Consider the following 25,240-nt stretch of genomic DNA (forward strand, 5'->3'; position numbering starts at 1 on the left):
CCAAGTTGCTGGTACTTATGTCACTTACGTTCATGGAAATGCTCATCGTCGAGTAGCCGAGTTATCATGTCGTGTTTCTCCGCAATATGTGAGCGTCGGGGCCGTACTGAAAATATGCGCCATCCAAACGTTCGTGCGATGAGCGCTCTGGAGCATACATGCGTCTATTAAAAGCTGTACTTCTGATGTTCTCGTTCGCCACGGGAGTTTTCGCCGCCGATACTTCGGCGCTGCATGGCGTCTACGTTGGCGACATAAATAAATCCGTCAACCCGTGCGTGAATTTTTTCGATTATGCCAATGGCGCCTGGCGTAAGCAGAATCCCATTCCGGCAAGCATGGTGCGCTGGAGCCGCCGTTGGGAATCGGGTGAGACAAACAAGGACGTGCTGCACGGCATCCTCGAAGAGACCGCCACACAATCGGCGAAAGCAAAGCGCGGCTCTACCGATCAACTTGTTGGCGACTACTACGCGGCCTGCATGGACGAAAAGGCGGTAGAGCAGAACGGCATTGAACCCATACATCGCGATCTTGATCTGATCAAGTCCGGTAAGTCCCGCGCCGACCTGCAGAAAGTTATTACTCATCTGAATGAAGAGGCTCTGTTCGCTCCCTTTGCGTTTGGTTCAAATCCGGACCGGCACGAACCTACAAATGTGATCGCCGACTTCGAAGCGTCTGGGCTCGGTTTGCCTGACCGCGACTACTACTTCAAAGACGACGAGAAGTCGAAGGAGACCCGCCAGAAGTATCTCGAGCACGTCGCAACAGTCTTCCATCTTGCCGGATCGAACGCAGCTGAGGCTAATGCTGCCGCGCAAACGGTAATGAAAATGGAGACGGCACTCGCAGGAGCATCGTTGACGAATGTCGAACTGCGCGATCCTAAAGCCACAGATCACAAGATGACTATGGCGGAGGCTCAAAAGCTCAGTCCAAATTTTCAGTGGCAGCGCTACTTTTCCGATCTGAAAGTCAACAGCAAAGTTCCTTTCAACATCGGAGAGCCGAAGTTTCTTGCGGAAGTCGACAAGCAACTCACAACTGCTCCGATTGCAGACTGGAAAACTTATCTCACCTGGCACGTTCTGCGGACGGCATCGCCCTATTTGTCTTCGAAGTTCGTCGACGAAGATTTTGCCTTCAATCAAAAATATCTGAATGGCGCGCAAGAGATGAAGCCGCGCTGGAAGCGCTGTGCCGAGTCCGAGGACAGTCTGCTGGGCGAAGCTTTGGGCAAAAAGTACGTGGAGAAAGTCTTTCCTCCCGAGGCAAAGACGCGTGTGCAGGAGATGGTGAAGAACATCCGCGCGGCTCTCCATGACGACATCGAGCAACTCACCTGGATGAGTCCCGAAACGAAACAGAAAGCGCTGCTGAAGCTTTCGACGTTCAATCCGAAGATCGGCTATCCCGACAAGTGGAAGGACTACTCCAGCGTAAAGATCACTCGCAACTCTTATATGGGCGATGTCATCGAGGCTTCGAAGTTCGCTGTCCGCGACGACCTCAACCTGATCGGTAAACCAGTCGATCGCGGTCGCTGGGGCATGACGCCGCCGACTTCGAATGCCTACTACAATCCGCTGCTGAACGAGATCGTCTTTCCTGCCGGGATTCTTGTTCCCCCACTTTTCGACGTGAAAGCCAACGACGCGGTGAACTACGGCTCGATTGGTCCGATCATCGGGCACGAGATATCGCATGGCTTTGACGATCAGGGCGCGCAGTTCGATGAGGTTGGCCGGCTCCACGATTGGTGGACGCCTGCCGATTACAAGACCTTCCAGACGCGAGCGCAATGTGTCGTCGATCAATTCAACAGCTATACCATTGAGGGCGGTATGCACCACAATGGGAAGCTGGTGCTCGGCGAGAGTATCGGCGATCTGGGAGGCCTACGTCTTGGCTACCTTGCTTTGGAAAAATCCATGGAAGGGAAGCCGCGTCTGCCAGACGTTGATGGCTATACACCTGAGCAGCAGTACTTCATCGCCTGGGGTCAGGCGCGTGGAGATGAGATTCGACCGGAGACACAGCGGCAGATGGTGCTCACCGATCCGCATCCCATTGGCAAGTATCGCGTCATAGGGCCAATGAGCAACATGCCCGAGTTCCAGAAGGCATTTTCCTGCAATGAAGGGGAGCCCATGGTTCGGCCGCCGGATCAACGCTGCGCAATCTGGTAAAGCAATCTCGGAAAAGGGAGCGCCGGGCGTCCTCGCCCGGCGTTCGAAATATTATTTAACTTCTTAAATTGCGGCTATCGGCCGTGATGCTTCTGATAGTCCGCTTTCTTCGTCTGACCCGGAGGCATGGGATCGCCGTGCCATCCTTCTTTCTTTCCTTGCTGCCATCCGGAGCGCCGATCGTGATCACGATCACGGAAGCCATCGCGGTGCTCGCTACGATGCTCGCGGCGCCAGCGCACTTCGCGTTCACGACGTAATCTTATCTCGCGCTCTTCACGTTCCCGACGGATGCGCCGTTCGCGTTCTTCGCGCAAATGCTGTTGTGCGCGAACACGGTCGCCATCGCGCATATGTTGACCGCTGTTGTGCTCGCTCTGCTGGGCACGAGCTGAAGCTGGCATGGCACATAAGGCCAGAAACAAAGGGGCGGCTAAAACGTAGGAAAGTTTCATAGGTTCTCGTCAACTATCAACGAGCATTCTTCATGCCGACTGCGGTTGATTCAGAATGTGAGACTTACGTTGTCAACGGCTCGCCGAGACTGAAATTTTTACATCGGACGCCGCGCAATGTTCACAGTACTGAAGTACATGAACCGTCGGTAGAAACGCTGCACGCTGCAGTTCCACCGCGGGCGGCGCAGTTTCATTCGTACCGCAGTGCGACTATCGGGCTCACTTTCGTCGCGTGGTGTGCCGGAACGAAGGTGGCCAGGAAGGCTACGGCCGCAAGTATCAGAATCACGGCGAGGAATGTAAGAGGATCAGTAGCACTGGTCCCGTACAGCAGGCTTGTCATCAATTGCGTCAGGCCGAGAGCCGCGACGATTCCAATTCCAACACCAACTAGCGTAAGCCGCGTTCCCTGTCCGAGCACTAGACCCAGCACATTGCCACGCTGCGCTCCGAGAGCCATGCGGATCCCGATCTCATGCGTGCGCTGCGCCACGCCATAGGCGATAACTCCGTAGATTCCAACCGCAGTTAGCGCCAATGCAATCGCAGCAAACACTCCGAGCACAAACATCATGAATCGAGAGCGCGACAATGAATCGGAAAGCAGCTGATCCATGGTGGCGATGGAAGACATTGGCAACTCCGAGTCTATTTGCGCTAGCTCGTAGCGAATCGGCGACACGAGTGACAATGGATCGGATGAGGACTTAACGAGAATTGTCATCGTTGAGTACGGCAACTCTGGCATTGGCCAGTATGCATTTGGCTTAGCCTCTTCTCCCGGACCCATCTGACGAACCGAACCAGCCACGCCGATGATTTCTGATGGATTCTGGTCATCCACCTTATCGTCGTGCATATAGATCGACGCCTTCTTGCCTAACGGGTTTTCTCCGGGCAGATACTTGTCTACAAATGCCTGGTTAACAATCACTACATGGTGAACATCGTTCAGCTCAGCTTCAGTAAACGTGCGACCCGCCAACAAAGGTATTTCCATAGTGCGGAAATAGTCTTGGCCGACAACCCTGCTTCCAGTAACAAGACTCTCCGACGCAGGAAGGCGAGGTTGACCGAGAATGTGAACGCCAGTGGCCGCTCCCAAACCGGTCAAGGGTGGATAATTTTCCATGCTCACCGAACGAACGCCAGGAATCCGGCGAATCCTTGCCAGAAACTCATTGAAGAAATTCACCTGGAGAGCATCCTTCCCATACTTTCTTCTCGGCAATGACACTTGGAACGTGAGCAAGTCACGACTGTCGAATCCAGGGTTAACACCAGCCAGGCGCACAAAACTTCGAATGAGCAGTCCTGACCCCGCGAGTAAAACAAGAGCAAGTCCCATCTGACCTACGACCAGCGCATGCCGCATGAATCCTCGGCGTCCGCTTAAGGAAGAGCCGCGCGTCTCATCTTTCAACCCCTCGGCAAGCGAAGAGTGGGATGCTACATAGGACGGCAGAAATCCGAAGACCAAACTCGAAAGCATCGTCGCAGCCGCAGCAAAGCTCAGTAATCTGAGATCAACAGAAACAGAACTCAAGCCCAGCAAACCCTTTGGACTCGCCGCTAAGAGGACATTTGTGCCCCAAAGGGCAAGCAGGAGTCCCAAAGCTCCACCGACTATCGCCAGCAGCAGACTTTCAGTGAGTAGTTGCCGCGCAACGCGCCAGCGGCTTGCGCCGATAGCGGTGCGAATCGCGATCTCCTTTTCACGCCTTGCCGCACGAGCCAGCAACAGGCCGGAGACATTGGCGCAGGCAATGAGCAGCACGAAAGCAACTGCGCAAAAGAGAGTAACGAGCGCGGGCCTCAGATCGCCTGACAGCTGTTCCCGAATAGGGACCACGGTAGCGCCCCAGTGCGCATTAGTGTCAGGATATTGCTGCTGCAGTCGCGAGGCTATGGTATTCATCTGATCTTGTGCTTGCCTTACTTTCCCACCTGGTTTCATGCGCGCAACAACCGTGAGATAGCGGCCCATACCCTGTTTACGATCGCCAAAGGACTCAGGAACGGCCCAGGGAGACCACATTTGCGGTTTTGCGCTAGTGAGGGTTCCGTCTTTCACGTAAAGTGAAAAATCCTTCGGCGCAACCCCGACAACGACCTGAGGCTTGCCATTGATGCTGATTGTTTTCCCGATCAGGTTCGGATCGCCACCAAAACGCTCTTTCCAGAATCCATAATCCAGGATGACGACATCATCCTTGCCCTGCTTCCAGTTCTCCTCTGTGAAGCCAGCACCTAAAATGGGATTTACACCGATGACATGAAAGAAGCCGGCCGTTACGTTCTGAACGACAACTTGTCGAGGATCGCCGATGCCCGTGAGGTTCGCGCGCGTGTCCGCCATCGCGGCCATGCTTTCGAACACAGAGTTCTGGCGTTGCCAATCGACGAAATTGGCAGGTGCAACCACGTTGTGCGGATGCGAGTGCTTAATGCTGTTTTCCCAAACGACCACCAGGCTGGATGGATCACTGTAGGGCAGAGGTCGCAGCAGGAGAGCATCGACTACTGAAAAGATCGCGGTAGTAGCTCCCATTCCGAGTGCCAAAGTGAGAATGGCTACGACGGCGAAGCTAGGATTTTTGCGCAGCATTCGAGCGCCGTAGTGGAGATCCTGAAGCAGGGTCTCGATGAAGCCTACCCCACGCGCCTCGCGAATCTCTTCCTTAACTTTGTCCTCTCCGCCGATCACGAGTCGAGCACGGCGTTCGGCCTCAGCGCGCGAGAGTCCGCCGGCCACGTACTTCTCTACCTGGCGCTCGAAGTGGAAGCGGAGTTCTTCACTCATCTCCGTTTCCACCTGCTCGCGGCGAAATAGTGCGCGTAAGCGAAAAAGCAAATCGTTGAGCATCGCGGTCTCCTAGGTGGTCTCCAGAATCTGTGCGACAGCAGTCGTGAGTTTCCGCCATGAATCTTGCTCACTCTCTAACTGTTTGCGTCCTGCTCGCGTTAGTTCGTAGTACTTCGCCCGGCGATTGTTCTCCGACGTTCCCCATCGCGCTTTGATCCAACCGCGCCGCTCCAGCCGGTGCAGGGCGGGATATAAGGAACCCTGCTGCACCTGGAGCACTTCGTTGGAAATCTGCTGGATTCGCTCGGAAATCGCCCATCCATGGAGTGGCTGGAGATTGATCGTTTTCAGAATCAATAAGTCCAATGTGCCCTGGGGAAGATCGATATGACGGTCCGGCATTGTTCTCCCTGTGTACTTCTACAGGAAGACTATCGTGAGTCCTGTAGAAGCGCAAGAGGAGAGGTTCCTGTATCGTTCAACGCGCACAGTGCTTTCTGCTACGCTTTTGCCCATGGATTTTCCAGCGATCGCCAATGAACTCTCCGAGGCCGTTCAGGCGTGCGAACCCTTGCTACGACAAGTTCGCAATGCTGACGCGACCTTTCGTCCAGCTCCGGGAAAGTGGAGTAAGAAGGAGATCCTGGGACACCTGATTGATTCAGCAGCCAACAATCATCAGCGCTTTGTGCGCGCTGCGTCGCATGGCAGCCTGGACTTTCCTGGTTATGAGCAAGAAAAGATGGTAGGAGTGCAAAACCCTAACGTCGCCGGCTGGGAATTGTTGGTCGAGTTGTGGTCCGCTTACAACCGCTATCTCGCCTATGTTGTCGGTCAGTTGCCAGCGTCATGTGCCCAGGCGCAGTGCGTAATCGCCGGGCGTCCTGCGGTTACGCTTCAATGGCTGGCATTCGACTACGTTGAGCACATGAAGCATCACCTCAACCAGATCGTTGGCAATCATTTTCCGACTGCTTATGGCGCGAAGGCATAGCTGCCAATGGAAATGCGATCTTTTTAGAACCACCGCAAGAAGCGCCACTGACTAGCAACGTGCAGCCATGCAAGACTTGATGCAGGTTTACAATGCTCTCCCGATCTTGCGAGGCTAAATGGCGACGGCAGCGATAGCCAACCTGGAAGACGAGTTCACTCCGACCGACAAGCCTGCGGGTCCATGCGTAATGGTGGTCTTTGGGGCTGCAGGCGATCTCACCAAACGCAAGCTGGTCCCTGCACTCTTCAACCTCGCGAAAGACAAACTGCTGCCGGCTAACTTCGCCGTGGTCGGCGTTTCCGTCGACGACCTCGGTCCTGATGCATTCCGCGAACACGTTACTCAGTTTCTCGATAAGGAAGACCACACCAGCGAAGCATGGAGCTGGTTCAACGAACGCCTTTACTATGAGCGCGGCGATTTTGCTAACGACGACACCTACCTTTGCCTGGCCAGGCAGCTCGGCGAAATTGATGCCCGTTGTGGAACTCAGGGAAACTATCTTTTTTATCTGGCAACCGCTCCAAAATTCTTTGCTGAGATCGTTCAGAGACTGGGACGCCACAATCTGGCGCAGGAGGAGAACGGAAGCTGGCGTCGCGTGATCATCGAGAAGCCGTTCGGACACGATCTGGAATCGGCGAAGACTCTGAATGCGCAGATTCAGAGCGTGCTCGCCGAAGATCAGATCTATCGCATCGATCATTATCTCGGCAAAGAGACAGTGCAAAACCTGCTCGTCTTCCGCTTCAGTAACAGCATTTTTGAGCCTCTTTGGAACGGTCACTATATCGATCACGTGCAGATCACCAATGCCGAGACTGTCGGTGTCGAACGGCGTGGGGGCTACTTCGATAATGTCGGGACTATGCGCGACATGGTGCCGAACCATATCATGCAGCTCATCAGCCTTACGGCGATGGAACCGCCTGCATCATTCAAGCCTGAGGCGGTTCGCGACGAGCAAGCAAAGGTTCTGCACGCGATGAAAGCGTTTCAGCCCGATGATGTTATTCACGACACTGTGCGTGGCCAGTATGGCGAAGGCAGAGTTGGCGAGCTTATAGCCCCTGCGTATCGCAACGAGCCTGGTGTCTCGCCGGAGTCGCGCACCGAAACTTTTGTAGCGATGAAGCTTGCGATCGACAATTGGCGCTGGGCCGGTATTCCCTTTTATGTTCGCACCGGGAAGCGTCTGGCCGCACGTCATACCGAGATCACGATTCAATTCAAGAAGACGCCCCTGCAAATTTTTCAGGACACTGCTGGACACAAATTGAGGACTAACCAATTAGTGATCGAGATCCAGCCCGAAGAAGGAATGATGCTGACCTTTGGGGCAAAGATTCCTGGATCCACTGTGCGTGTCGGCTCAGTGAATATGAGCTGCGAGTACGCCAAGTATTTCAAAACGGAACCAAAGACCGGCTACGAGGTCTTGCTGTATGACTGCATGATCGGTGATCCCACGCTCTTTCAGCGCGCGGACATGGTCGAAGCCGGATGGAGCGTTGTCGATCCCGTGCTCGATGTGTGGCGCGCGGTTTCGCCACGTAAGTTTCCAAACTATGCGGCGGGAAGCTGGGGACCCAAAGAGTCCGACGACCTGCTGGAACGCGATGGCCGTAAGTGGAGGAAAATCTCATGATTCTCGCTGGAGACATCGGGGCGACGCATAGCCGCGTTGCGGCATTTCGTCCGGAGGGCAACAAGCTGCCGCTGGTTGTCGAGAAGGTCTATGACAGCCAGGGCTACAGCGGGCTGACCGATATTGTCGGCGACTTCGTTCGCAGCGAGGGAATTCCCGCGCAGAATGCCTGCTTCGCCGTCGCTGGACCTGTGCGCAGTGGGCGCAGCAAAATTTCGAATCTTCCGTGGACAATCGATTCCAAGGACATTGCCAAGCAACTCAATCTCAAAGCGGTCGGACTCATCAACGATCTCGAGGCCTACGCTTACGGTCTCGATTCGCTTGCCTCGAAAGATTTTGTGACGCTCTATGAAGGATCGGAAAACGCCGAAGGCAACACTGCCGTCATTTCGGCTGGAACGGGTCTGGGGGAGGCGGGACTGCTCTGGGACGGATTTCGCCAACATCCCTTCGCCTGCGAAGGCGGGCACTGCGATTTCGCTCCACGCAACGAAGTCCAGATTGAACTCCTGAAGTTTCTCCTCACACGGCACAAGACCGTCAGCTACGAGCGAGTACTCGCTGGACCAGGAATCAAGAACATCTACGAATTTGTGCGCGATACTAAACGCGCGGAGGAACCTGCGTGGCTTCATGAACAGATGAGCGCGAGCAAAGATCCGCCAGCGTTGATCTCGCAAATGGCGCTTGAAAAGAAAGCTCCAATCTGTGAGCAGACGATGTCCATCTTCGTCAGCATTTACGGAGCGGAAGCCGGCAACTGCGCACTTAAGTTCATGTCGCTCGGGGGAATGTTCATTGGTGGCAGCATTGCCGCCAAAAATATTCCGCTGATGAAAGGACCAGAGTTTCTGGAAGCGTTCTTCGATAAAGGACGCATGCGACCGTTGCTCGAATCGGTGCCGATCAAGATCGTGCTCAACGATGATGCCGGATTGCTTGGCGCCGCGCGGTACGCTTGCATACAGAAAGCATTTGGCAGCGCCCAGTGGGCATAAGCTCTGGTGAGGCGGGTTGATGGACAACGCTACACAATGCGACTTCCTGCTGATGCGTTATGTTCCTGATCCGTTCAAGAACGAGTTCGTCAACATTGGGGTGCTGCTATTCACGCGTGAAGATGATTTTGCGGATGTGCGCTTCACGCGCGACTGGGCAAGAGTGCGCTGCGCCGATCCGCAGGCTGATGTCGAAATTCTCGAGGCGCTTGAGTCCGACATTCGGCAGCAATTGCAAAGCGGCTCCAAATCTCGTGAGCAACTTGTCTATCGTTTGCAGGACACTCTGTCGAACGGATTGCAACTAAGCGAGTCGAGTGCGCTACTCTCGGAGTCTCCCGTACAGGATCTTCAGCGGCTGGCGCAGACGTATCTAGAGCGGCCGAAACTGCAACGCGAGCCGCGTCTCGGAGCGCGGCAACGGGTCTTCGCCGAGATGCGCAACGCCTTCGAAGCTGCCGGAGTGTGGGATGCGATGAGCAAGAAGATCAAGGCAGCGAAGTACACACATCGCGGCGATCCATTGAAGATCGACTGCGGCTATCGCCCGAATGGCGTCATCAGGCTCTTCCATGCAGTCTCGCTTGCCACTGAACCCGACAACGCAAAGATCATCGCATTCAGTTATGCAGCGCTCTCTGAAGGAATCGCACGCGTGGAGCATGCCAAGACAGATTTAACAGCGATTGTTGAGGATGGTCTAAGGCGGGAAGATGACGTGATCCAATTCGCGATTCGAACTTTGGAACAGATTTCGATCAATGTTGCTCCTGTGAGCCAGTTACCGGGGTTAGCGGAACGGGCTCGCCATGAGCTGCGCCTCTGATCGAAATAAAGTTCCTTAATGGGAATTACTCAAAGTCCTTCATCATCTCGCGAAGGCGCATGGCGGCCGTCTCATTGCCATCGGCGCGCCAGCTGTGCTTGTCTTTCACGTGAGCTTCAAAGACGCTTTTAAGCTCACGCTGGCCGGCAAGAGGGTCCATAGTCGCCGCTGTGCTTAGCGCGAAAGTCTGATGGCACGCCGAGCACTTGGCAACCAGCGAGGAGCTTCCATCAGGAACCGAGATTATGAGAGTGGGGTTCTTCTCCATTCGGACTCCTTTAACACCTGTCACGTCTAACACCCAACCTATCCAGTTTCTTCTCTATTTCTAAGCCTCACAAGTTCCAGTGGTAACACCAAGGTAACCAGCCGCTTCATAACGCTGCTCGCGCCTTGAGCACCCGATGCACCGCCTCTTGCGCAGTGTCTCCAATAGCCGAAAGGTGCCCCATCTTTCGTCCCGGGCGCGGCACGCTCTTCTCATACAAGTGCAAACGCACGCCGGGAATTGCCAGGGCGCGATCGAAAGCCGGTGGATGGTGACCTAGCCAAACGTCGCCCAGCAAGTTCGAGATCGCTGCCGGCTTGATCAGGCTGGCGTCGCCAAGCGGAAGATCACATATCGCGCGCACCGCCTGCTCAAACTGGCTGGTGACACATGCGCGTTCGCTGGCGTGGTAGCTATTGTGAGGACGCGGCGCAAGCTCGTTTACGAGCAGCCTTCCGTCCTTTAACAGAAACATCTCAATGACGAGCAGGCCGACAATCTGAAGCTGTTGGGAAATCTGTAACGCCAGATCGCTTGCCTGCTTATGCAGATCTGGCGATAGCGAAGCCGGAATCGCGGACCAATCCAAAATCTGTTCCTCATGATGATTCAGTGCCGGTGGATAGACAACCGCTTCGCTACCTGGACGGCGCGCGACCAAAACGGAAATCTCCTGCTCTAAGGGGAGCGCAAGCTCCACAACGCAAGGTCGTGAGCCCAGCGCTTTCCAGAGTTCGTCCGCCGAAGCGGAAGCAGAGCTCGGCTGCACGCGGATTTGGCTGCGGCCATCGTACCCGCCTGACCTGGATTTAATGAAGCAGTCACGAGCAAACCGCTGGACAGCAGCGCCAAGTTCCTGCGCACTCGCCGCCGGGCTCCATTCCCCAATCGGGAATCCACTGCTTTGCAACCAGCTCTTCTGGCGTATCCGGTCCTGCACGATCTTCAAGACAGCAGCCTCCGGACGAACCGGAGCATGCCGGGCCGCCTCTTCCAGGCTTGCGAGAGAGATCTGTTCGATCTCGAGCGTCACTACATCAGAGCCGCGCGCCAGGTCGGCGGCCGCATGGGCATCGTCGAACGACGCCGTGAAGCAGCTATCGACGACGAAGCTCGCGGGGCAGGAACGATCGGGATCGAGTACCTGTACGCGGTATCCCAAGGAACGAGCAGCCATGGCAGTCATACGTCCAAGCTGTCCGCCACCGAGAATCCCGATCGTCGCGCCAGGGAGAATGGCGCTCACGAAGGCAGCTCCATACTGAGCACTTCTTTTTGTCGCGCGAGCCGCCATGCGCGAATCCGCTCGCGCAGTTCAGGATTGTGCAGGGCGCAAATCGATGCTGCGAGCAGAGCCGCGTTGGCGGCTCCCGGTTGTCCGATGGCGAGCGTGCCCACCGGAACCCCCTTCGGCATCTGCACAATTGAAAGCAACGAATCAACGCCGTTGAGCATAGTTGCCGGAACGGGAACTCCCAGAACGGGAAGGATAGTTTTTGACGCCACCATGCCGGGCAAATGTGCCGCGCCGCCAGCGGCCGCGATGATCACCTGCAGCCCTCGCTTCTCTGCACTCGAAGCATATTCGAACATCCAGTCCGGCGTGCGATGAGCGGAGACTACTCGTTTTTCGTGTGGCACCTGCAATTCGCGCAATATCTCAATCGCGGGTTCCAGCACTTGATAGTCGCTGCGACTGCCCATGATTACGCCGACCAGCGGCGGAGTGGAGGTCATTCGCAAATCCTAGCATCTGCGTGTGCGGGCGTTCGGCACTCAGCGTTCGGCATTCGGCCACTGACCAGTTGCGGCATTCCAAGCATTGTTCTGATGTTCACAAACAATTCGACTGCCCCTGTTTCTACCGGCGGAAAGACACGTTCGTGGCCGAACGCCGAATGCTGAACGCCTGCTCATCCAACCTGCTGCATCCGCTTTCCCTGAATTTCGATATACACATTGATCAGCGAAATGGCCGCCGGCGTTACTCCTGGAATCCGGCTGGCGTGGCCCAGGGTTCGCGGACGCACGCGCGTGAGCTTCTCGTTCATCTCGCGCGACAGGCCGCTTACCTGCGAGTAGTCGAACCATTCCGGGATTGCGCGCTCCTCGGCTTTCTTCAGCCGCTCGATTGAGCGCTGTTGCTGCTGCAGATAGCCAGCGTATTTGATTTCTGTTTCGACGGACTTTAGCTCATTGCGAGCTTGCGAGGAAAGCTGCGCTCCAGTCGAGTCACAGGCTTCGAAGAACGTGGACATCAGTTCGCGCAGTGCAGGCACAAAATCCTCGATTGCCAACTCAGGACGCTTGAGCAGCTGTGCATAGGTTTGCCCAGAGGCATTGCTAAACGAATTAGCCTTTTCCGGTGTGACTTGCGCCAGCTTCTCGAGATTGGCCTTTGTTGTCTCCAGCAGTTTATGTATTGCCGATGCGCGATCCTGCTTGGCGAGATAGTCACGCCATGCTTCGTCCGAAATCAGGCCGAGCTTGCGTCCGTAAGGAGTGAGCCGGCGATCGGCGTTGTCGATTCGGAGTTGCAGGCGAAACTCCGCTCGCGAAGTGAACATCCTGTACGGCTCGTTCGTGCCTTTGCTAATCAGGTCGTCGATGAGAATCGCAGTGTAGCCTTCCGTGCGGTCGAGGATGAATGGTTTCTCACCCTTAACTTTCAGGGCGGCATTGATGCCGGCCATGATTCCCTGACACGCCGCTTCTTCATAGCCGGACGTGCCGTTGATCTGTCCGGCCAAAAACAGCCGCGAGATCTTCTTCGTCTCGAGCGTGCGCTCCAGTTCGGTGGGATCGATAGAGTCGTACTCGATTGCATATCCCGGACGCAGCATCTCCGCCGTTTCCAATCCGGGAACGGACTTGACTACGGCGAGTTGCACGTCGATGGGCATCGACGTGGACATGCCGTTTACATAAATCTCATGCGTGTTCAGCCCCTCCGGCTCGAGGAAGAGTTGGTGCTGTAGCTTGTCCGGAAACTTGACGATCTTGTCTTCAATCGACGGGCAGTAGCGCGGACCGATGGACTTGATCTGTCCCGAGTACATCGGCGAGCGATGGACGTTGTCGCGGATGATGCGATGCGTCTCCTCGGTGGTAAATGCAACGTAGCACGGCACCTGCTTCTGATGAATTTTCTTCGTGCGGAAGCTGAACGGAGTGGGATCTTCGTCGCCGGGCTGTTCAGCGAAGCGCGACCAGTTGATCGAGCGACCGTCGAGACGGGGCGGTGTGCCGGTCTTCAGACGGCATCCACGCAATCCAAGCAGCTTCAGCGACTCGCCCAGTAATTGTGATGGGGGTTCACCTGAACGTCCAGCAGGATAGGTCTGCTCTCCGCAGTGGATCAGGCCGTTGAGAAATGTTCCAGTGGTGATAACGACTGCATCGGCGCGAACGCGGCGTCCATCGCGGAGCTTGATTCCTGTGGCGACTCGTCTTGGCTCGGTATCGGGGACACTCTCAGTGTGTGGCGAAGACAAAGCATCCTGCGTCTCCACGATGAGCTCCGCTACTTCCGCCTGCTTGATGTAAAGATTGGGCTGACTCTCGAGCACTTCGCGCATCTTGAGCCGGTACTGCTGCTTATCGCACTGCGCGCGTGGAGACCAGACTGCCGGTCCGCGCGAGGTGTTCAACAACCGAAACTGGATACCTACTGCGTCAGTAACCTCACCCATTACGCCGCCCAGGGCATCGACCTCGCGAACAAGGTGCCCCTTGGCAATACCGCCAACTGCCGGATTGCAAGACATTTGGGCGATCAGGTCCACATTCAACGTGAATAGCGCGGTTCTCAGGCCCATGCGCGCACAGGCCATTGCTGCCTCACAACCGGCATGCCCGGCGCCTACCACCACCACGTCGTAATATTCGGTGAAAGACATCTGTATCTATTTTAGGTTACAGGGGATAGGGAACACGAGACAGCGGGACAAAGGCTCCTTAGTATTTCCTCGCTGTCCGACTTATCTCTAAGCGACCCGCTGAATTCTCAAGTCTCCTGAGTTGATATGAACCTTAAAATTCTCAAGATTCACCCAGTTTCCCGGCGTCTGCACCAAAATTGAAGCGTGGAGCGGGCATTCGATACAGGAAGTATGTTGACGATATGTTGCTAAGTTCCTTCGGGTCCCTTCAGGTCCCATAAGATCCCTAGGGATATCCCTCGTTGATCCCTAGGATTTCGATGGGATGTCCCAGCCGATCCCATCGCTCATCGAAGGAGCAGTGCCATTTCCATAGTTTCTGACAGCTCTAAATTGAGCGAGTACTTTAAAAGGCATGGGGATAATCCAAGTTCCGTGACGCGGCTGTTGTTGTCGCTACTGTCCCGAAATGGCAGTGTAGCGAACAAATAGCGAATAGTCAAGGCATTACTACCTCATAGCGAATAGTCAAGGCATTACTACCTCATTTTTCTTTGTCTTCGCGTATCGGATGTCACTTTCCATACTTTCGTGCTATTACGTCGGTAATTCTCGTAAGCCGGTTTTCGGCCGAGGCTCAAAATCGTCGGGATAGCATTGGAGGAGCTATATCCCCCCCGAGGATGTCGGAGTAGATGACGCCCGAAGCCCTCATCTTAAGCAGCGATTCCGAACTGTCTCACATGGTTCGGGCCGCAGTGGAGCGCTTCGGAATCACCGCCGGCATTGCGTTAGGCGCGAGCGACGCACTCAAGCATCTCGAACGCAACAAATTCGACCTTGTGATCGTGGACTGTTCCGACCTCGATCAGGGCTGCGCAGCTTTGCGCAAGATGCGGTTGAGTCGGACGCATCGCTCGGCGGTGTCGATCGCGATCATCGGGGATCGAGGGCATACGAAGTATGCCTCTGACTCCGGTGCCAACTTCGTAGTTTCGCACGCCAACTATGAAGTTGAGATCATGGGGACCCTGCGCTCGGCCTACGGGCTGGTGCTTCGCGAGCGCGGTCGTTACAACCGGTTCCCCTCAACGTCGGCAGTAACGGTTCGCTTGGGGGCTTTGGTCGCAGAAGGAAGAATACGAAATATCAGCCAGGGTGGGCTTTGCATTAGTGGGATCCGCGATAGCTTGCAGGGTCAGGTGCAACTGGAATTCGCGCTAGAGGAAAGAGGCGTACCTGTACACGCAAGCGGGAGAGTCGCATGGCAGCGAGAGGGCCTTTTCGGGATCGAGTTTGTAAGCATGACTAAGGCTAGCCGCTCGGAACTGGAGCAATGGTTAGCGGAACAGTTTGAGATACAGAACAAAGTGAGACCCAGGATTAATCTTACGAATCGCGACGAGAACATCATCCCAATCGAGAGCGCCCGAACAAGCGCAATGCATAATGCTGGAGAAATTCATCCGATCGTGACCGCCATCATTCGTGGCGGACCGGTTCGCGCCAGATGCTCGTCTTGTCAGACGACAATTACGTTTGGGGATACCATCAACGCGCCCTTGGAACAAGAGCGCAAGCTTCGCGAGGCCTTTGTAGCGCACTTGCATGAAAGGCATGAAGGCGAGATGGAACGTGCGTCGGCCGACTACAAGGAATCTTCCTCCAGCAAACAGAATTAACTTTCCCAAGCAGGCCGATTTTGCTTACGGGTTGCGGCCGTCCTCGGCCGTTACAGAGGCTGACAAGACGAGCAACGCCTCCTGAAAGAAACTTTCTAACGCAAGTTTTAAGCGGGTGAATCGGAGTCTTGCTCAAGAGCATAGACATGTCGGCCTTGTACCGGCTGAAGGCGGCCGGAACCACGTAAGCAAAATCTTCAGACTTCCGTGCGCAATGCTTCCACAGGACTCAGACCGGCTGCGCGGCTGGCTGGTTGGTATCCGAAGAGCAGTCCCACTGCGCTGGAGACTAACAGCGCGAATGTGACAGAAGTCCAGGAAATATCGAGATTCACAAAATCCCTGAAGAAGGCTGCTGCCGAAACTACGAGCGCAACCGCACAGAATGCTCCCGCAATGGAACCCGCCGAACTGATGAAGATCGCTTCCATCAAGAACTGAAGACGAATCTCCGATGATCTAGCGCCGAGCGCTTTGCGTAGCCCAATTTCCTGCTTACGCTCGGCGACATTGGCGAGCATGATGTTCATAATTCCAGTTCCGCCCACGGTTAATGTCACCAAGCCGACGGCAAGCAGTACCAGAGTCATGGCCAACGAAATGTCTCCCGCGGTCTGGAGTAGTGAAGAAAGATTGTCCACATCATAGCGAGCCTCGCGACGATGCCGTGACTGGAGCACACTCTTGATATCCGAGGTCAATGCGTGGACCTCAGTAGAGGACGATGCTTGAGCATAGATGACCTGCAGAAAAGCTTCGCCCGTAACCAGCTTTGCCACAGGAAAGGGAACCAGAATGGTCTCCTTCTGAATCTCCGACTGACCAAAAGTAGGAACTCCCTCACTAAATGCGCCAATCACGGTGCAACGAAACTGATCGATGCGCAGCACTTCTCCCAGTTGCAAAGTGGGATTCCGCTGCATAATCGGATCGGTTACGAGACAGACTTTGGATCGCCATTGATAATCCTGTTCGTCGAAGTAGCGGCCCGACGTGATTTGCAGGTTTCGAATCCTGAGAAAATCGCGCGTCGCTCCCACGAATCGAGCGTGTCGGGGCCGGCCGCTGACTTGAAAATCAACTGGGGCATCGTAGGTTCCCGCGGCTGCAAGTACGTTTGGTAAATTCCGAATTGCTTCAAGGTCGCCGAAGGTGAGTTCGTCCTGAAGGATGACCGGACTTCCATTCCGATTCAGGGTCGCATAGGCAAGATTCGCGCCGATTCCCTCGATGCGAGAAACGATATATCGCTTTCCTGTCCCGGCAATCGTCAACACCAGCACGAGTGAGGCGCTTCCGATCAGAACACTTAACGTGGTGAGAGATGCCTTCACCTTGTCGGCTCTCAGCGCCGCCACAGCGAGACGAAAGCATTCCAGCCACTGCTGCATAGGTTCACTCATCGAATGGGCAAATTTGTCAGCAAATAATTACCAGCGTTGCGCGCGACAATGTGCAGTCTTGAGGCGCCAACCAACTCCTCGAGATGCGGCACATCTGTGCCATAGGCGAGCAGGTACCATCGCGATGGCTGTGACCAGCGCGATTGGAACGCCTGATCGTCGATAAAAACCTGCGGAGCACGCGGAGCGTAGGAGCCGTACTCCAGATTGTCTCGACGTCCATTCAGCAAGAGCGCAGTGCGATTTGTGTAAAAGAACACAGAAGAAAATGCGTAATAGGCATCCGCCTCGATCAGCTGACCAGGGGGACTCTGTTCCAACGCGCGCGCCAGTGGATACGAACCGAGGTAGGAATCGAAGCGAACGAGCGCCACTCGTGCCGCTTGGAAAAATAAGATCATCGAGGCCGCAATCACAACGACGGCTCTCTTGGCCGAGGTCGCCGCTCGGAAGATCATCAAACCCAACACTCCCATCGCGAAGGCGGAAGCCGCAATCGCCAGCGGCAGCTTCAGATCGGCGAAAGCTCGCAGAGTGAGATCGCCGAAGTGGCCCAGAGAAAGCGTGTATAGCTCGGGATGTTGAGTCAGCGCCTGAGAGATATCACCCGACGCAGGAATTCGCCATACCATTACCAGCACGGCAGCAAGCACGACAAAGAGCAAGCCGAAAATGACCTGCAAGGTGCGAATCCCATGGCGAATGTGTGAATCTTCGGTTGCCAGCGCCGAGCCCATCAACAACGCGATCGCGGGGTAGATCGGCATCGAGTAGTACTCCTGCGTGGTTGAGAACGTGAAGAAAACCATCACGCTGCCAATCCAGCAAAGTGCCATCAGTCGGGCGCGGCCGGAGCGTGTAGCCGGGCTGTAAGAAAGTTTCGCCGCCGCCGGCAAGAAAGCTGTCCAGGGAAACAGCCATATCAGATTCAAGAGCCAGAACAGAGCGCGAGGCACTGTGTTGTAATCGCGCGGATAACGCAAATTCAAGAAGCGCAGCAGGTGCTCATTAAAAAAGAAGAACCAGAAGAACCCTCTGTACTCGCCGGGACCGCTGTGCAGCGAAAAAGCCAGATACGGCGGATTGCGCAGGGTAGCCAAAATATGCCAGGGAGCAGCGATGACGGCTGCGATTCCCAAAGTGGAAAGAGGATGTAAGCGGCGCCACGAAAGTCGTGCGAATAGCTGTCGCGTGCAGGCCATATACGCAAGGCCGGCGATAATGGGAAAAACAACTGCAATCAATCCTTTGAGCAGGAGTCCAACCCCGAGACAGACGCCAAGCAGAACCCTGTCCCGCTGCCGCGGACTTTCATCGGGATCGAGCAAACGCAGCCATGCCCAGATCGCTCCGGTGATGGTGAGCGTCAAAATTGCATCTGGAATCAGAATGCGAGTGAAGAGGAAGAGTCCAAGGCATGTAGCGAGCGCAATGCCAGAGTACATCGCGGCTGACTCATCAAACGCCCAGCGTGCGAAGCGATAAGTGACCCAGCACAGCAGGATCACGCTAAGAGCGAGAGGCAGGCGCGCAGCCCAATCATGCACGCCAAAGACGCGGTATGAAGCCGCCATCATCCAATAGACAAGCGGTGCCTTCTCGAGGTAGGGAACACCGTTGAGACGCGCGGTGACATAGTCACCGGAGGCGAGCATGTTGCGGGCGATTTGCGCCTGGACGGCGTCGACGTCGTCCATGAGCCGCGGGGGACTGGCGATGCTTATGAGGAAGACAAGGCTAGCTGCGGCGACGACGATTCCGCCAGCTCCAAATCTTCGACGAGCACCTCGGATACCTGCTCCGTTGCCGGCAGCTCGATATTCCAGCGCTTCATCCACATCAATAACACCATGAGTCCCCATAATTGGTAACCAGCGTTTTCTCTCCTCTCTAAGTGTCTCTGTATCAAGCCTTCAATGGCCGGCCAGCGAAAGAGGCCGGTGGCCTCAACTGCATCGCGAGTGACCGTATCGAGCAGGAATTGCCGCAGCGATCCGCGGAACCAGTCGTGGACCGGAATATCAAATCCCATTTTGGAACGATGCAAAACACGTGCCGGAAGCTTATCGGCCATTAGGCGGCGCAGCACATACTTCGAGGTACGTCCGTTGAGCTTGAAATTGTCCGGTAAGCTCGCGGCAAAATCGACGATCCTGGGGTCCAGAAATGGCGGCCTGATCTCTAGAGCGTGCGCCATGCTCATACGGTCGACTTTGTACAGAATGTCATCGGCCAGGTAGTACCGTTGATCGAAATCGAGATAGCCCTGTAGTCCGCGATCGGGTCGCATCTCAGAAACCCAGCTTCCCACTTGACCGGAATTTGCGAATAAATAGATCGACTGTTTTTCCTTCTCGGAATGAGTGCCATTCCAGAAGACATGTGCCATTTCGGGAGAGAGCAGGCAGCCCTCAAAGAAGCGCTTGGCCTTGTAGTCAAAACTGATCCGGCCGTCCTGGACAGGCAATCCGGTTGCACAGGCGAGCGCCGCACGTCGCAGGAAACTGGGTAAGCGGCGAACGATTGCGCTGTACTGATTGGCTTGGTAGGTGAGATATCCGGCAAAAAGCTCGTCGGCGCCTTCTCCGCTCAAAGCGACTGTGGCATCTCGTCGCGTAAGTTGCGAAAGAAACCAGGTGGGCAAAGCACCCGCGTCGGCGCCCGGTTCGTCGGAGTAGTACGCCATCTCCTCAATCGCTTCCGCGAGATCGGCGTCAGGATGAAGATCGAACTCGACGTGCTCCGTTCCGTAATGCTCGCTCACATGACGGATATGCTGGCTTTCGTCGCCGGAACTTCCTTTAAACGTAATGGAAAAGGTCTTGACGGGTTTATCGCTTTGCGCGGCGGCGTAGTGCAGCACGGAGGAGGAATCCAGTCCTCCACTCAGCCAAATTCCTACAGGAGTGTCTGTGACGAGCTGTTCCTTCACCGCATCGGCGAGCAGTGAGTCCAGCTCTTCGGAAGCCTCGTCAATGCTTGCAGGCGCCCTGCGCAAATTACGCTTCCCGAAATCGACCAGTCGGGCTCCGCCGAATTGCCATTCGAGCATCTGACCGGGCATCAATTTGACGATGCCCTTTACCAGCGTGAGCGGAGCCGGAACGTAGTTGACGCTCAGGAAGGCGTCAAGCGCCTCGAGGCATACATGCCGTGTCACGTTGGGATGAGCAAAGATGCACTTCAGCTCGGACCCAAAGAAAATCTCTCCCTCATGCAGACAGTAATAAAGAGGCTTGATGCCCATGCGATCGCGCGCAAGAACAAGCCGGCGCTGCGACTGAACCCACAGACCGACGGCAAACATTCCCCGGAATCGCTCGAAGCACGAATCGCCCCAATGCAGAAAGGCATTGAGAACTACTTCGGTGTCACAGCGCGTGTGAAAGCAATAGCCTGCTCGTTGAAGTTGGGAGCGCAGCTCCTGATGATTGAAGATCTCGCCGTTAAAAACGAGAACCACATCTCCATCAGGGCTCTTCAACGGTTGGTCGCCAGCGCTCAAGTCCAGGATCCGCAAGCGCGTTGCCCCGAGCGAAACCTGTTCAGATTCGAACTCTCCCTGGTGGTCTGGACCGCGGTGAACAATTGATCGCAGGGCTGAATTCAGTACTCTTTCCGGTAGACGTTTGCTGACGTGAGTGAATCCTACGATTCCACACATGGTTAGGCTCGCGCTCCCCGGGACGAAGCGGTGTCAGTGTTAGACAGCCTGATCGACGCTTGGCTTTTTTCCGTCAGGAGAGGCTGAATCATGTCTCTTAAGGTGTCCAAAATTGCCACATTAGAAGCCGATTGTAAAGGAATGTTAAGTAACCTTTGATGAATGTGAAGCTGTTACCTCGATGATTTTACGGAGCTTGGCGCAAAAACTCCTGCAAAATCTGGAGTTTCCACCAACATTTCTGAGGATGGGCGGAGGGCAAAGCCGAATGGCAGGTGGGCGAATACCACTTTAGTGGCAGACGCCCGATTCCGGCGAGTGAAATGATCGTCCGAGAAGACGTTATTGGCTACGCAGCAGAATCGACACTTCGGTCAAATCGATAGCCAACGCCGCGCACTGTCTTGAAACGACAGGAGGGTTGCTACTGCGCGTGCATTCGCGCAAAGCCTTTTACGCTGATCGGAGAATGCACCAGGGGATTTCTCAAGGCTGACCAGAGCATTGCGAGATGATCGGGGCAGAGATGAACATCTTTTAAACTGCCGTGAACCACTTGCACATCCACCGCGTAACGCGCGCGATGACCGCATGCGGGAGTATTTGCGTCAATCTTTGCGCATTCGCAGCAATGAGCAGGGTTGTTCTGAGTCATAAATGGCCTCGGTGCTTGTTGTTCTGTTTCGCGAGTGTTCTTGTTTGGTAACGCGGGTTCATTCTACCGAAGACGACCCATTCCGGAAGTGGGAAACGTCATCTTACGCCAAGCTCGAATCTGGCTCTCTAAGAAAACAAATAGCTTACTCTGAGGCGATGCACCAGCGGTGGTTCGCAAAATTAACACATTATTAACATGAACACCCAGTGAATTTGCGGGGGCGAGGGCCATGAATGGAGTTAGCTCCGGCTAGAATACGCCTGTGAAACGCACGATTTTTGTCGTCGAAGACGATCCCGATATTTCGCGGCTGGTGAAGCATCATCTCGAAGGGGCGGGAATCGCAACACGTCTTTTCCCAAATTCGAAAGGGGTAATTGCTGAAGCGATACGCCAGCATCCATCCGCCTTTCTCCTGGACATCATGATTCCCGGTGAAGATGGAATGGAACTCTGTCGGCAGATCCGGGCCACAAGCGAGCTTGCTCCCATTCCGGTAATCTTTCTCACCGCAAAGGCCGAGGAGGTGGATCGGCTCGCTGGTTTCGATCTGGGAGCCGATGACTACATCACAAAACCATTCAGCCCGCGGGAATTGGTGGCGCGCCTAAAAGCGGTTTTGCGCAGGTTTGAGCCTCCATTAACCCACCAGAAGATCCGGATGGGAGAGCTGGAGATTGATTCCGGAGCCATGAGTGTTGAAGTTCAGGGCAAACCGATCACAACCACCGCAACTGAGTTCCGCCTCCTCGAATATCTGGCCTCGCGCCCTGGACGAGTATTCACGCGCGAACAACTGCTGGATGCGGTGTGGCGCGATACCAGCTACGTGACCTTGCGCTCCGTCGATGTGTATGTACGCCGGATTCGCGAAAAAATCGAGCAGGATCCTGAGAACCCCCGTTATCTACGAACGCTTCGTGGAGTGGGATATCGCTTCGAGGCACCGAAGTGAAGAGTAGCGTCTTCCTCAAATTGTTGGGAGCTTTTCTTGCTGTCATTCTGCTGGGGACACTTGTCCTGAACCTTGAAATCGGCAGAGAGTGGACGCAATCGCTCACTGCGCAGCTGGAGAAGTCACTCCAGCAAGAGACGCGTCTGTTCGCATATCGCGTTGACAATGACACGACGCATCCCCTGCAGAATATGGTCAAGCAGGTCAGTGAGGCCACTGGCGCGCGCGCCACGATCATCGACCGAAATGGGAAGGTGCTTGCCGATTCCGAAGCTGATCCCGAAACAATGGAGAATCATGCACAGCGGCCCGAGTTTGTGGCTGCGCTGAAGGGCGCAGAAGGCGAGGCGAGCCGCACGAGCAAGACCCTGGGAATCGATTTCCTGTACACCGCCGCGCCAGTCAAGAACGGCGCAGTTCGTCTTGCCTACCCACTGGCGGCGATCAAAGAAAGCTCGGAAAGAATTCAAAAATCTCTTATCCGCGGCTCTCTTCCGGCCCTGCTGATCGCGGTAATCCTCGCCGCGGCGGCGGCGGTCCTGATTGCCCGTCGCTTGCAACGGATTGTGAGCTTTGCAGAACGCATTGCCGCCGGAAATCTCTCTGCCCGCATCGAGGTGGACAGCGCTGACGAAATCGCACGCGTTGCGATGGCCTTGAATATAACGGCCGAGCGCCTGGAGCAAAGCTTTACCGAAGTTGAGTCCAGTCGCCAACAACTAGAAGCAGTGCTTAACAGCATGCAGGCGCCGGTGATCGCGGTGAATCGCGATGAGCGTGTGGAGTGGGTAAATGGCGCGATGAATCGTCTGATGCCCAACCGTGTGCGTTTGCATGCGGCATTACTCGAGACTATCCGTGAACCCGATCTGCTTATGGCTGTACGCGAAACAATTCAGACTCGCCAGATTCACACAACTCGGGCCCACATTCTTCCCGGCCGAACCTACGAAGCAACAGTTGCTCCGATGCTCGCCGGGAGCGCAGTCGTGCTGCTGCACGACCTTACTGAAGTGGAACGCGTCGAAAAGACGCGAAGGGACTTCATCGCCAACGTCTCGCACGAACTCCGCACGCCCCTTACATCGATTCAGGGATACGCGGAGACGCTGCTCGATCTCAACACTGCGGATCAGGCGACTCGGGAATTCCTCGAAATTATTCGCAAGAACACCACACGCATGTCGCGTCTCACCCAAGACCTGCTGACGCTGGCTCGCGTCGAGTCAGGCGAGCAGCGCTTTCGGATGCGGGAAATTCCTGCATCGCAACTCATCCGCGAAGCGCAGCAGTATTTCGGCGAAATGGCTCACCTTCAGGGAAGCGAACTCTCGATTGACTTAGGCAAAGATGGAATGGTGAAAGCCGATCCTGAGGCTGTCCACCAAGTGTTTTCCAACCTGATCTCAAATGCCGTCAAATACTCTTCGCCTGGAACCCCCATCGTGATCGGTGCCCGGATGCGCGATCATGACGTGGAGTTTTTCGTTCGCGACACTGGGCCTGGGATCGCGTCGGAACATCTGCCAAGACTTTTCCAGCGCTTCTATCGCGTAGACAAAGCTCGCTCGCTCGAGTCTGGAGGCACCGGGCTAGGGCTCGCGATCGTGAAGCATATCGTTATCGCTCACGGTGGCTCAGTTCGCGTGGAAAGCGAACTGCATCATGGATCGCGCTTTTTCTTCACACTACCGCGGGCCGAAACAGCTGTCCCCACGGACGCAAGTGACAAGGTTCCTGAGATTCCACAAGGAATTGCAGCTCAGGATTTGAATTAGGCCGTGGAATGAAACCAGCGGATCAGCCAAAACAATAACGCCGCTACCAGTCCCGAAGCGGGAATCGTCAGGATCCAGGCCCACACGATTTTTCCCGCGACTCCCCAGCGCACCGCCGCAAGCCGCTGTGTTGACCCGACTCCGACTATGGCTCCCGTGATGGTATGAGTCGTGCTTACGGGGATGCCGGCTGCCGCGGTTCCAAACAGTGTGATTGCGCCGGCAGTTTCAGCACAGAAGCCGCCGATTGGCTTGAGTTTTGTGATCTTGGATCCCATCGTATGAACGATCCGCCATCCTCCAAAATACGTTCCAAGTCCCATGGCGAGGTTCGCCGCGAGGATAATTGGCCAATGAAAGCGTCCCCAGGTGGACGAGAACTCGGATCGAGTCATGATGCCGGCGGAGTAGAGCGCGCCGGCAATAATCCCCATCGTCTTTTGCGCGTCGTTCCCGCCATGACCAAGGCTGTAAGCAGCGGCCGATAGCAACTGCAAACGACGGAACCAGCCGTCCACCTGCTGTGGCGCCGAGCCGCGGAAGATCCAGAACATCATCGTCATCAGCACCCATCCCAAAACAAGTCCCATTATGGGCGCTACAACGACGAAGATGAGAGTCTTCGTCCATCCATGAGGAACGATCACTGCGAAGCCTGAGCGGGCGATCGCCGCTCCCGCGTAGGCGCCGATTAGCGCGTGCGAGGATGAAGTAGGTAGACCCCACCACCAGGTCAGGAGATCCCACACGATTGCACCCGCAAGACCGCTGAGGACCACATATTGGGTGATCTGGTGGATATCAATCATGCCCGAGCCAATCGTCTTTGCGACTGCAATTCCGAAAATGAACGCGGCAATGAAATTGAAAATTGCGGCCCAGACAACCGCGAGCCGCGGCGAGAGCACCCGCGTGGAAACTACGGTTGCGATGCTGTTGGCTGCGTCATGGAACCCGTTGAAGAAGTCGAAGCAAAGTGCCAGCAGGACGGTAATCGCTACCAGGAGTGTCGTGGTATCCAAG

Annotated in this window: 20 protein-coding genes; 8 read left to right on the plus strand and 12 right to left on the minus strand. The window is 55.4% G+C overall.

Going from position 1 to position 25,240, the window contains the following annotated elements:
• The first annotated feature begins 158 nt into the window (after nt 1-158).
• Nucleotides 159-2,192, plus strand: coding sequence for a M13 family peptidase (locus DMG62_08670; protein ID PYY23429.1), 2,034 nt, complete (start codon nt 159-161; stop codon nt 2,190-2,192).
• Between the two features lie 74 nt (nt 2,193-2,266).
• Here DMG62_08670 and DMG62_08675 read toward each other — a convergent pair whose 3' ends face one another.
• The 3 genes from DMG62_08675 to DMG62_08685 all read right to left on the minus strand — a co-directional run bounded on the left by DMG62_08675 (nt 2,267) and on the right by DMG62_08685 (nt 5,858).
• Nucleotides 2,267-2,647 carry a hypothetical protein gene (locus DMG62_08675; GenBank protein PYY23430.1) on the minus strand — a complete coding sequence of 127 codons (381 nt, stop codon included), beginning with the start codon at nt 2,645-2,647 and terminating at the stop codon, nt 2,267-2,269.
• Nucleotides 2,648-2,840: 193 nt separating this feature from the next.
• Nucleotides 2,841-5,516, minus strand: coding sequence for a hypothetical protein (locus DMG62_08680; protein PYY23431.1), 2,676 nt, complete (start codon nt 5,514-5,516; stop codon nt 2,841-2,843).
• 9 nt (nt 5,517-5,525) lie between these two features.
• A complete protein-coding gene (locus DMG62_08685; protein ID PYY23432.1) occupies nt 5,526-5,858 on the minus strand; it encodes a PadR family transcriptional regulator in 333 nt (110 codons plus the stop codon).
• A gap of 34 nt (nt 5,859-5,892) precedes the next feature.
• Here DMG62_08685 and DMG62_08690 point away from each other — a divergent pair, with 34 nt between their 5' ends.
• The 4 genes from DMG62_08690 (at nt 5,893) to DMG62_08705 (ending at nt 9,928) form a co-directional block, all read left to right on the plus strand.
• Nucleotides 5,893-6,450: a DinB family protein gene (locus DMG62_08690; GenBank protein ID PYY23433.1), complete on the plus strand. Its 558-nt coding sequence runs from the start codon at nt 5,893-5,895 to the stop codon at nt 6,448-6,450.
• Nucleotides 6,451-6,568: 118 nt separating this feature from the next.
• Nucleotides 6,569-8,101, plus strand: a complete 1,533-nt coding sequence (locus DMG62_08695) for a glucose-6-phosphate dehydrogenase (protein PYY23434.1) — start codon at nt 6,569-6,571, stop codon at nt 8,099-8,101.
• A complete protein-coding gene (glk, locus tag DMG62_08700; protein PYY23435.1) occupies nt 8,098-9,102 on the plus strand; it encodes a glucokinase in 1,005 nt (334 codons plus the stop codon). The genes DMG62_08695 and glk overlap by 4 nt, the downstream gene beginning before the upstream one ends.
• 19 nt (nt 9,103-9,121) lie before the next feature.
• On the plus strand, nt 9,122-9,928 hold the full coding sequence (locus DMG62_08705; protein PYY23436.1) for a DUF3037 domain-containing protein: 807 nt from the start codon (nt 9,122-9,124) through the stop codon (nt 9,926-9,928).
• A 25-nt stretch (nt 9,929-9,953) separates the two neighbouring features.
• On the opposite strand, the gene DMG62_08710 is transcribed toward DMG62_08705, so the two are convergent.
• The 4 genes from DMG62_08710 to DMG62_08725 all read right to left on the minus strand — a co-directional run bounded on the left by DMG62_08710 (nt 9,954) and on the right by DMG62_08725 (nt 14,095).
• Nucleotides 9,954-10,196 (minus strand): hypothetical protein, encoded by a 243-nt coding sequence (locus DMG62_08710; GenBank protein PYY23437.1) that lies wholly within the window; start codon nt 10,194-10,196, stop codon nt 9,954-9,956.
• Nucleotides 10,197-10,302: 106 nt separating this feature from the next.
• Complete coding sequence (gene purK / locus DMG62_08715; protein PYY23438.1) at nt 10,303-11,442, minus strand: 5-(carboxyamino)imidazole ribonucleotide synthase; 1,140 nt, start codon at nt 11,440-11,442, stop codon at nt 10,303-10,305.
• Nucleotides 11,439-11,933: a 5-(carboxyamino)imidazole ribonucleotide mutase gene (gene purE, locus DMG62_08720; protein PYY23439.1), complete on the minus strand. Its 495-nt coding sequence runs from the start codon at nt 11,931-11,933 to the stop codon at nt 11,439-11,441. Before purE ends, purK begins: the two co-directional genes overlap by 4 nt.
• 176 nt (nt 11,934-12,109) lie before the next feature.
• Nucleotides 12,110-14,095, minus strand: coding sequence for a tRNA uridine-5-carboxymethylaminomethyl(34) synthesis enzyme MnmG (locus DMG62_08725; protein PYY23440.1), 1,986 nt, complete (start codon nt 14,093-14,095; stop codon nt 12,110-12,112).
• 677 nt (nt 14,096-14,772) lie between these two features.
• Here DMG62_08725 and DMG62_08730 point away from each other — a divergent pair.
• Nucleotides 14,773-15,759: a hypothetical protein gene (locus DMG62_08730; protein PYY23441.1), complete on the plus strand. Its 987-nt coding sequence runs from the start codon at nt 14,773-14,775 to the stop codon at nt 15,757-15,759.
• Nucleotides 15,760-15,956: 197 nt separating this feature from the next.
• On the opposite strand, the gene DMG62_08735 is transcribed toward DMG62_08730, so the two are convergent.
• The 4 genes from DMG62_08735 to DMG62_08750 all read right to left on the minus strand — a co-directional run bounded on the left by DMG62_08735 (nt 15,957) and on the right by DMG62_08750 (nt 21,481).
• Nucleotides 15,957-17,162, minus strand: a complete 1,206-nt coding sequence (locus DMG62_08735) for an ABC transporter permease (GenBank protein PYY23442.1) — start codon at nt 17,160-17,162, stop codon at nt 15,957-15,959.
• A complete protein-coding gene (locus DMG62_08740) occupies nt 17,159-18,859 on the minus strand; it encodes a glycosyl transferase (protein ID PYY23443.1) in 1,701 nt (566 codons plus the stop codon). The genes DMG62_08735 and DMG62_08740 overlap by 4 nt, the downstream gene beginning before the upstream one ends.
• 23 nt (nt 18,860-18,882) lie before the next feature.
• On the minus strand, nt 18,883-20,826 hold the full coding sequence (gene asnB, locus DMG62_08745) for an asparagine synthase (glutamine-hydrolyzing) (GenBank protein ID PYY23444.1): 1,944 nt from the start codon (nt 20,824-20,826) through the stop codon (nt 18,883-18,885).
• A gap of 424 nt (nt 20,827-21,250) precedes the next feature.
• Nucleotides 21,251-21,481: a hypothetical protein gene (locus tag DMG62_08750; protein ID PYY23445.1), complete on the minus strand. Its 231-nt coding sequence runs from the start codon at nt 21,479-21,481 to the stop codon at nt 21,251-21,253.
• 265 nt (nt 21,482-21,746) lie between these two features.
• Here DMG62_08750 and DMG62_08755 point away from each other — a divergent pair, with 265 nt between their 5' ends.
• Together DMG62_08755 and DMG62_08760 are read left to right on the plus strand one after the other, a co-directional pair.
• A complete protein-coding gene (locus tag DMG62_08755; GenBank protein ID PYY23446.1) occupies nt 21,747-22,439 on the plus strand; it encodes a DNA-binding response regulator in 693 nt (230 codons plus the stop codon).
• On the plus strand, nt 22,436-24,217 hold the full coding sequence (locus DMG62_08760; GenBank protein ID PYY23447.1) for a two-component sensor histidine kinase: 1,782 nt from the start codon (nt 22,436-22,438) through the stop codon (nt 24,215-24,217). Before DMG62_08755 ends, DMG62_08760 begins: the two co-directional genes overlap by 4 nt.
• Here the strand turns inward: DMG62_08760 and DMG62_08765 are convergent.
• On the minus strand, nt 24,214-25,239 hold the full coding sequence (locus tag DMG62_08765) for an anion permease (protein ID PYY23448.1): 1,026 nt from the start codon (nt 25,237-25,239) through the stop codon (nt 24,214-24,216). The two genes, DMG62_08760 and DMG62_08765, sit on opposite strands and share 4 nt — an antisense overlap.
• Nucleotide 25,240: the final 1 nt, after the last annotated feature.

The organism is Acidobacteriota bacterium, assembly GCA_003225175.1.
Taxonomy (GTDB): domain Bacteria; phylum Acidobacteriota; class Terriglobia; order Terriglobales; family Acidobacteriaceae; genus Gp1-AA112.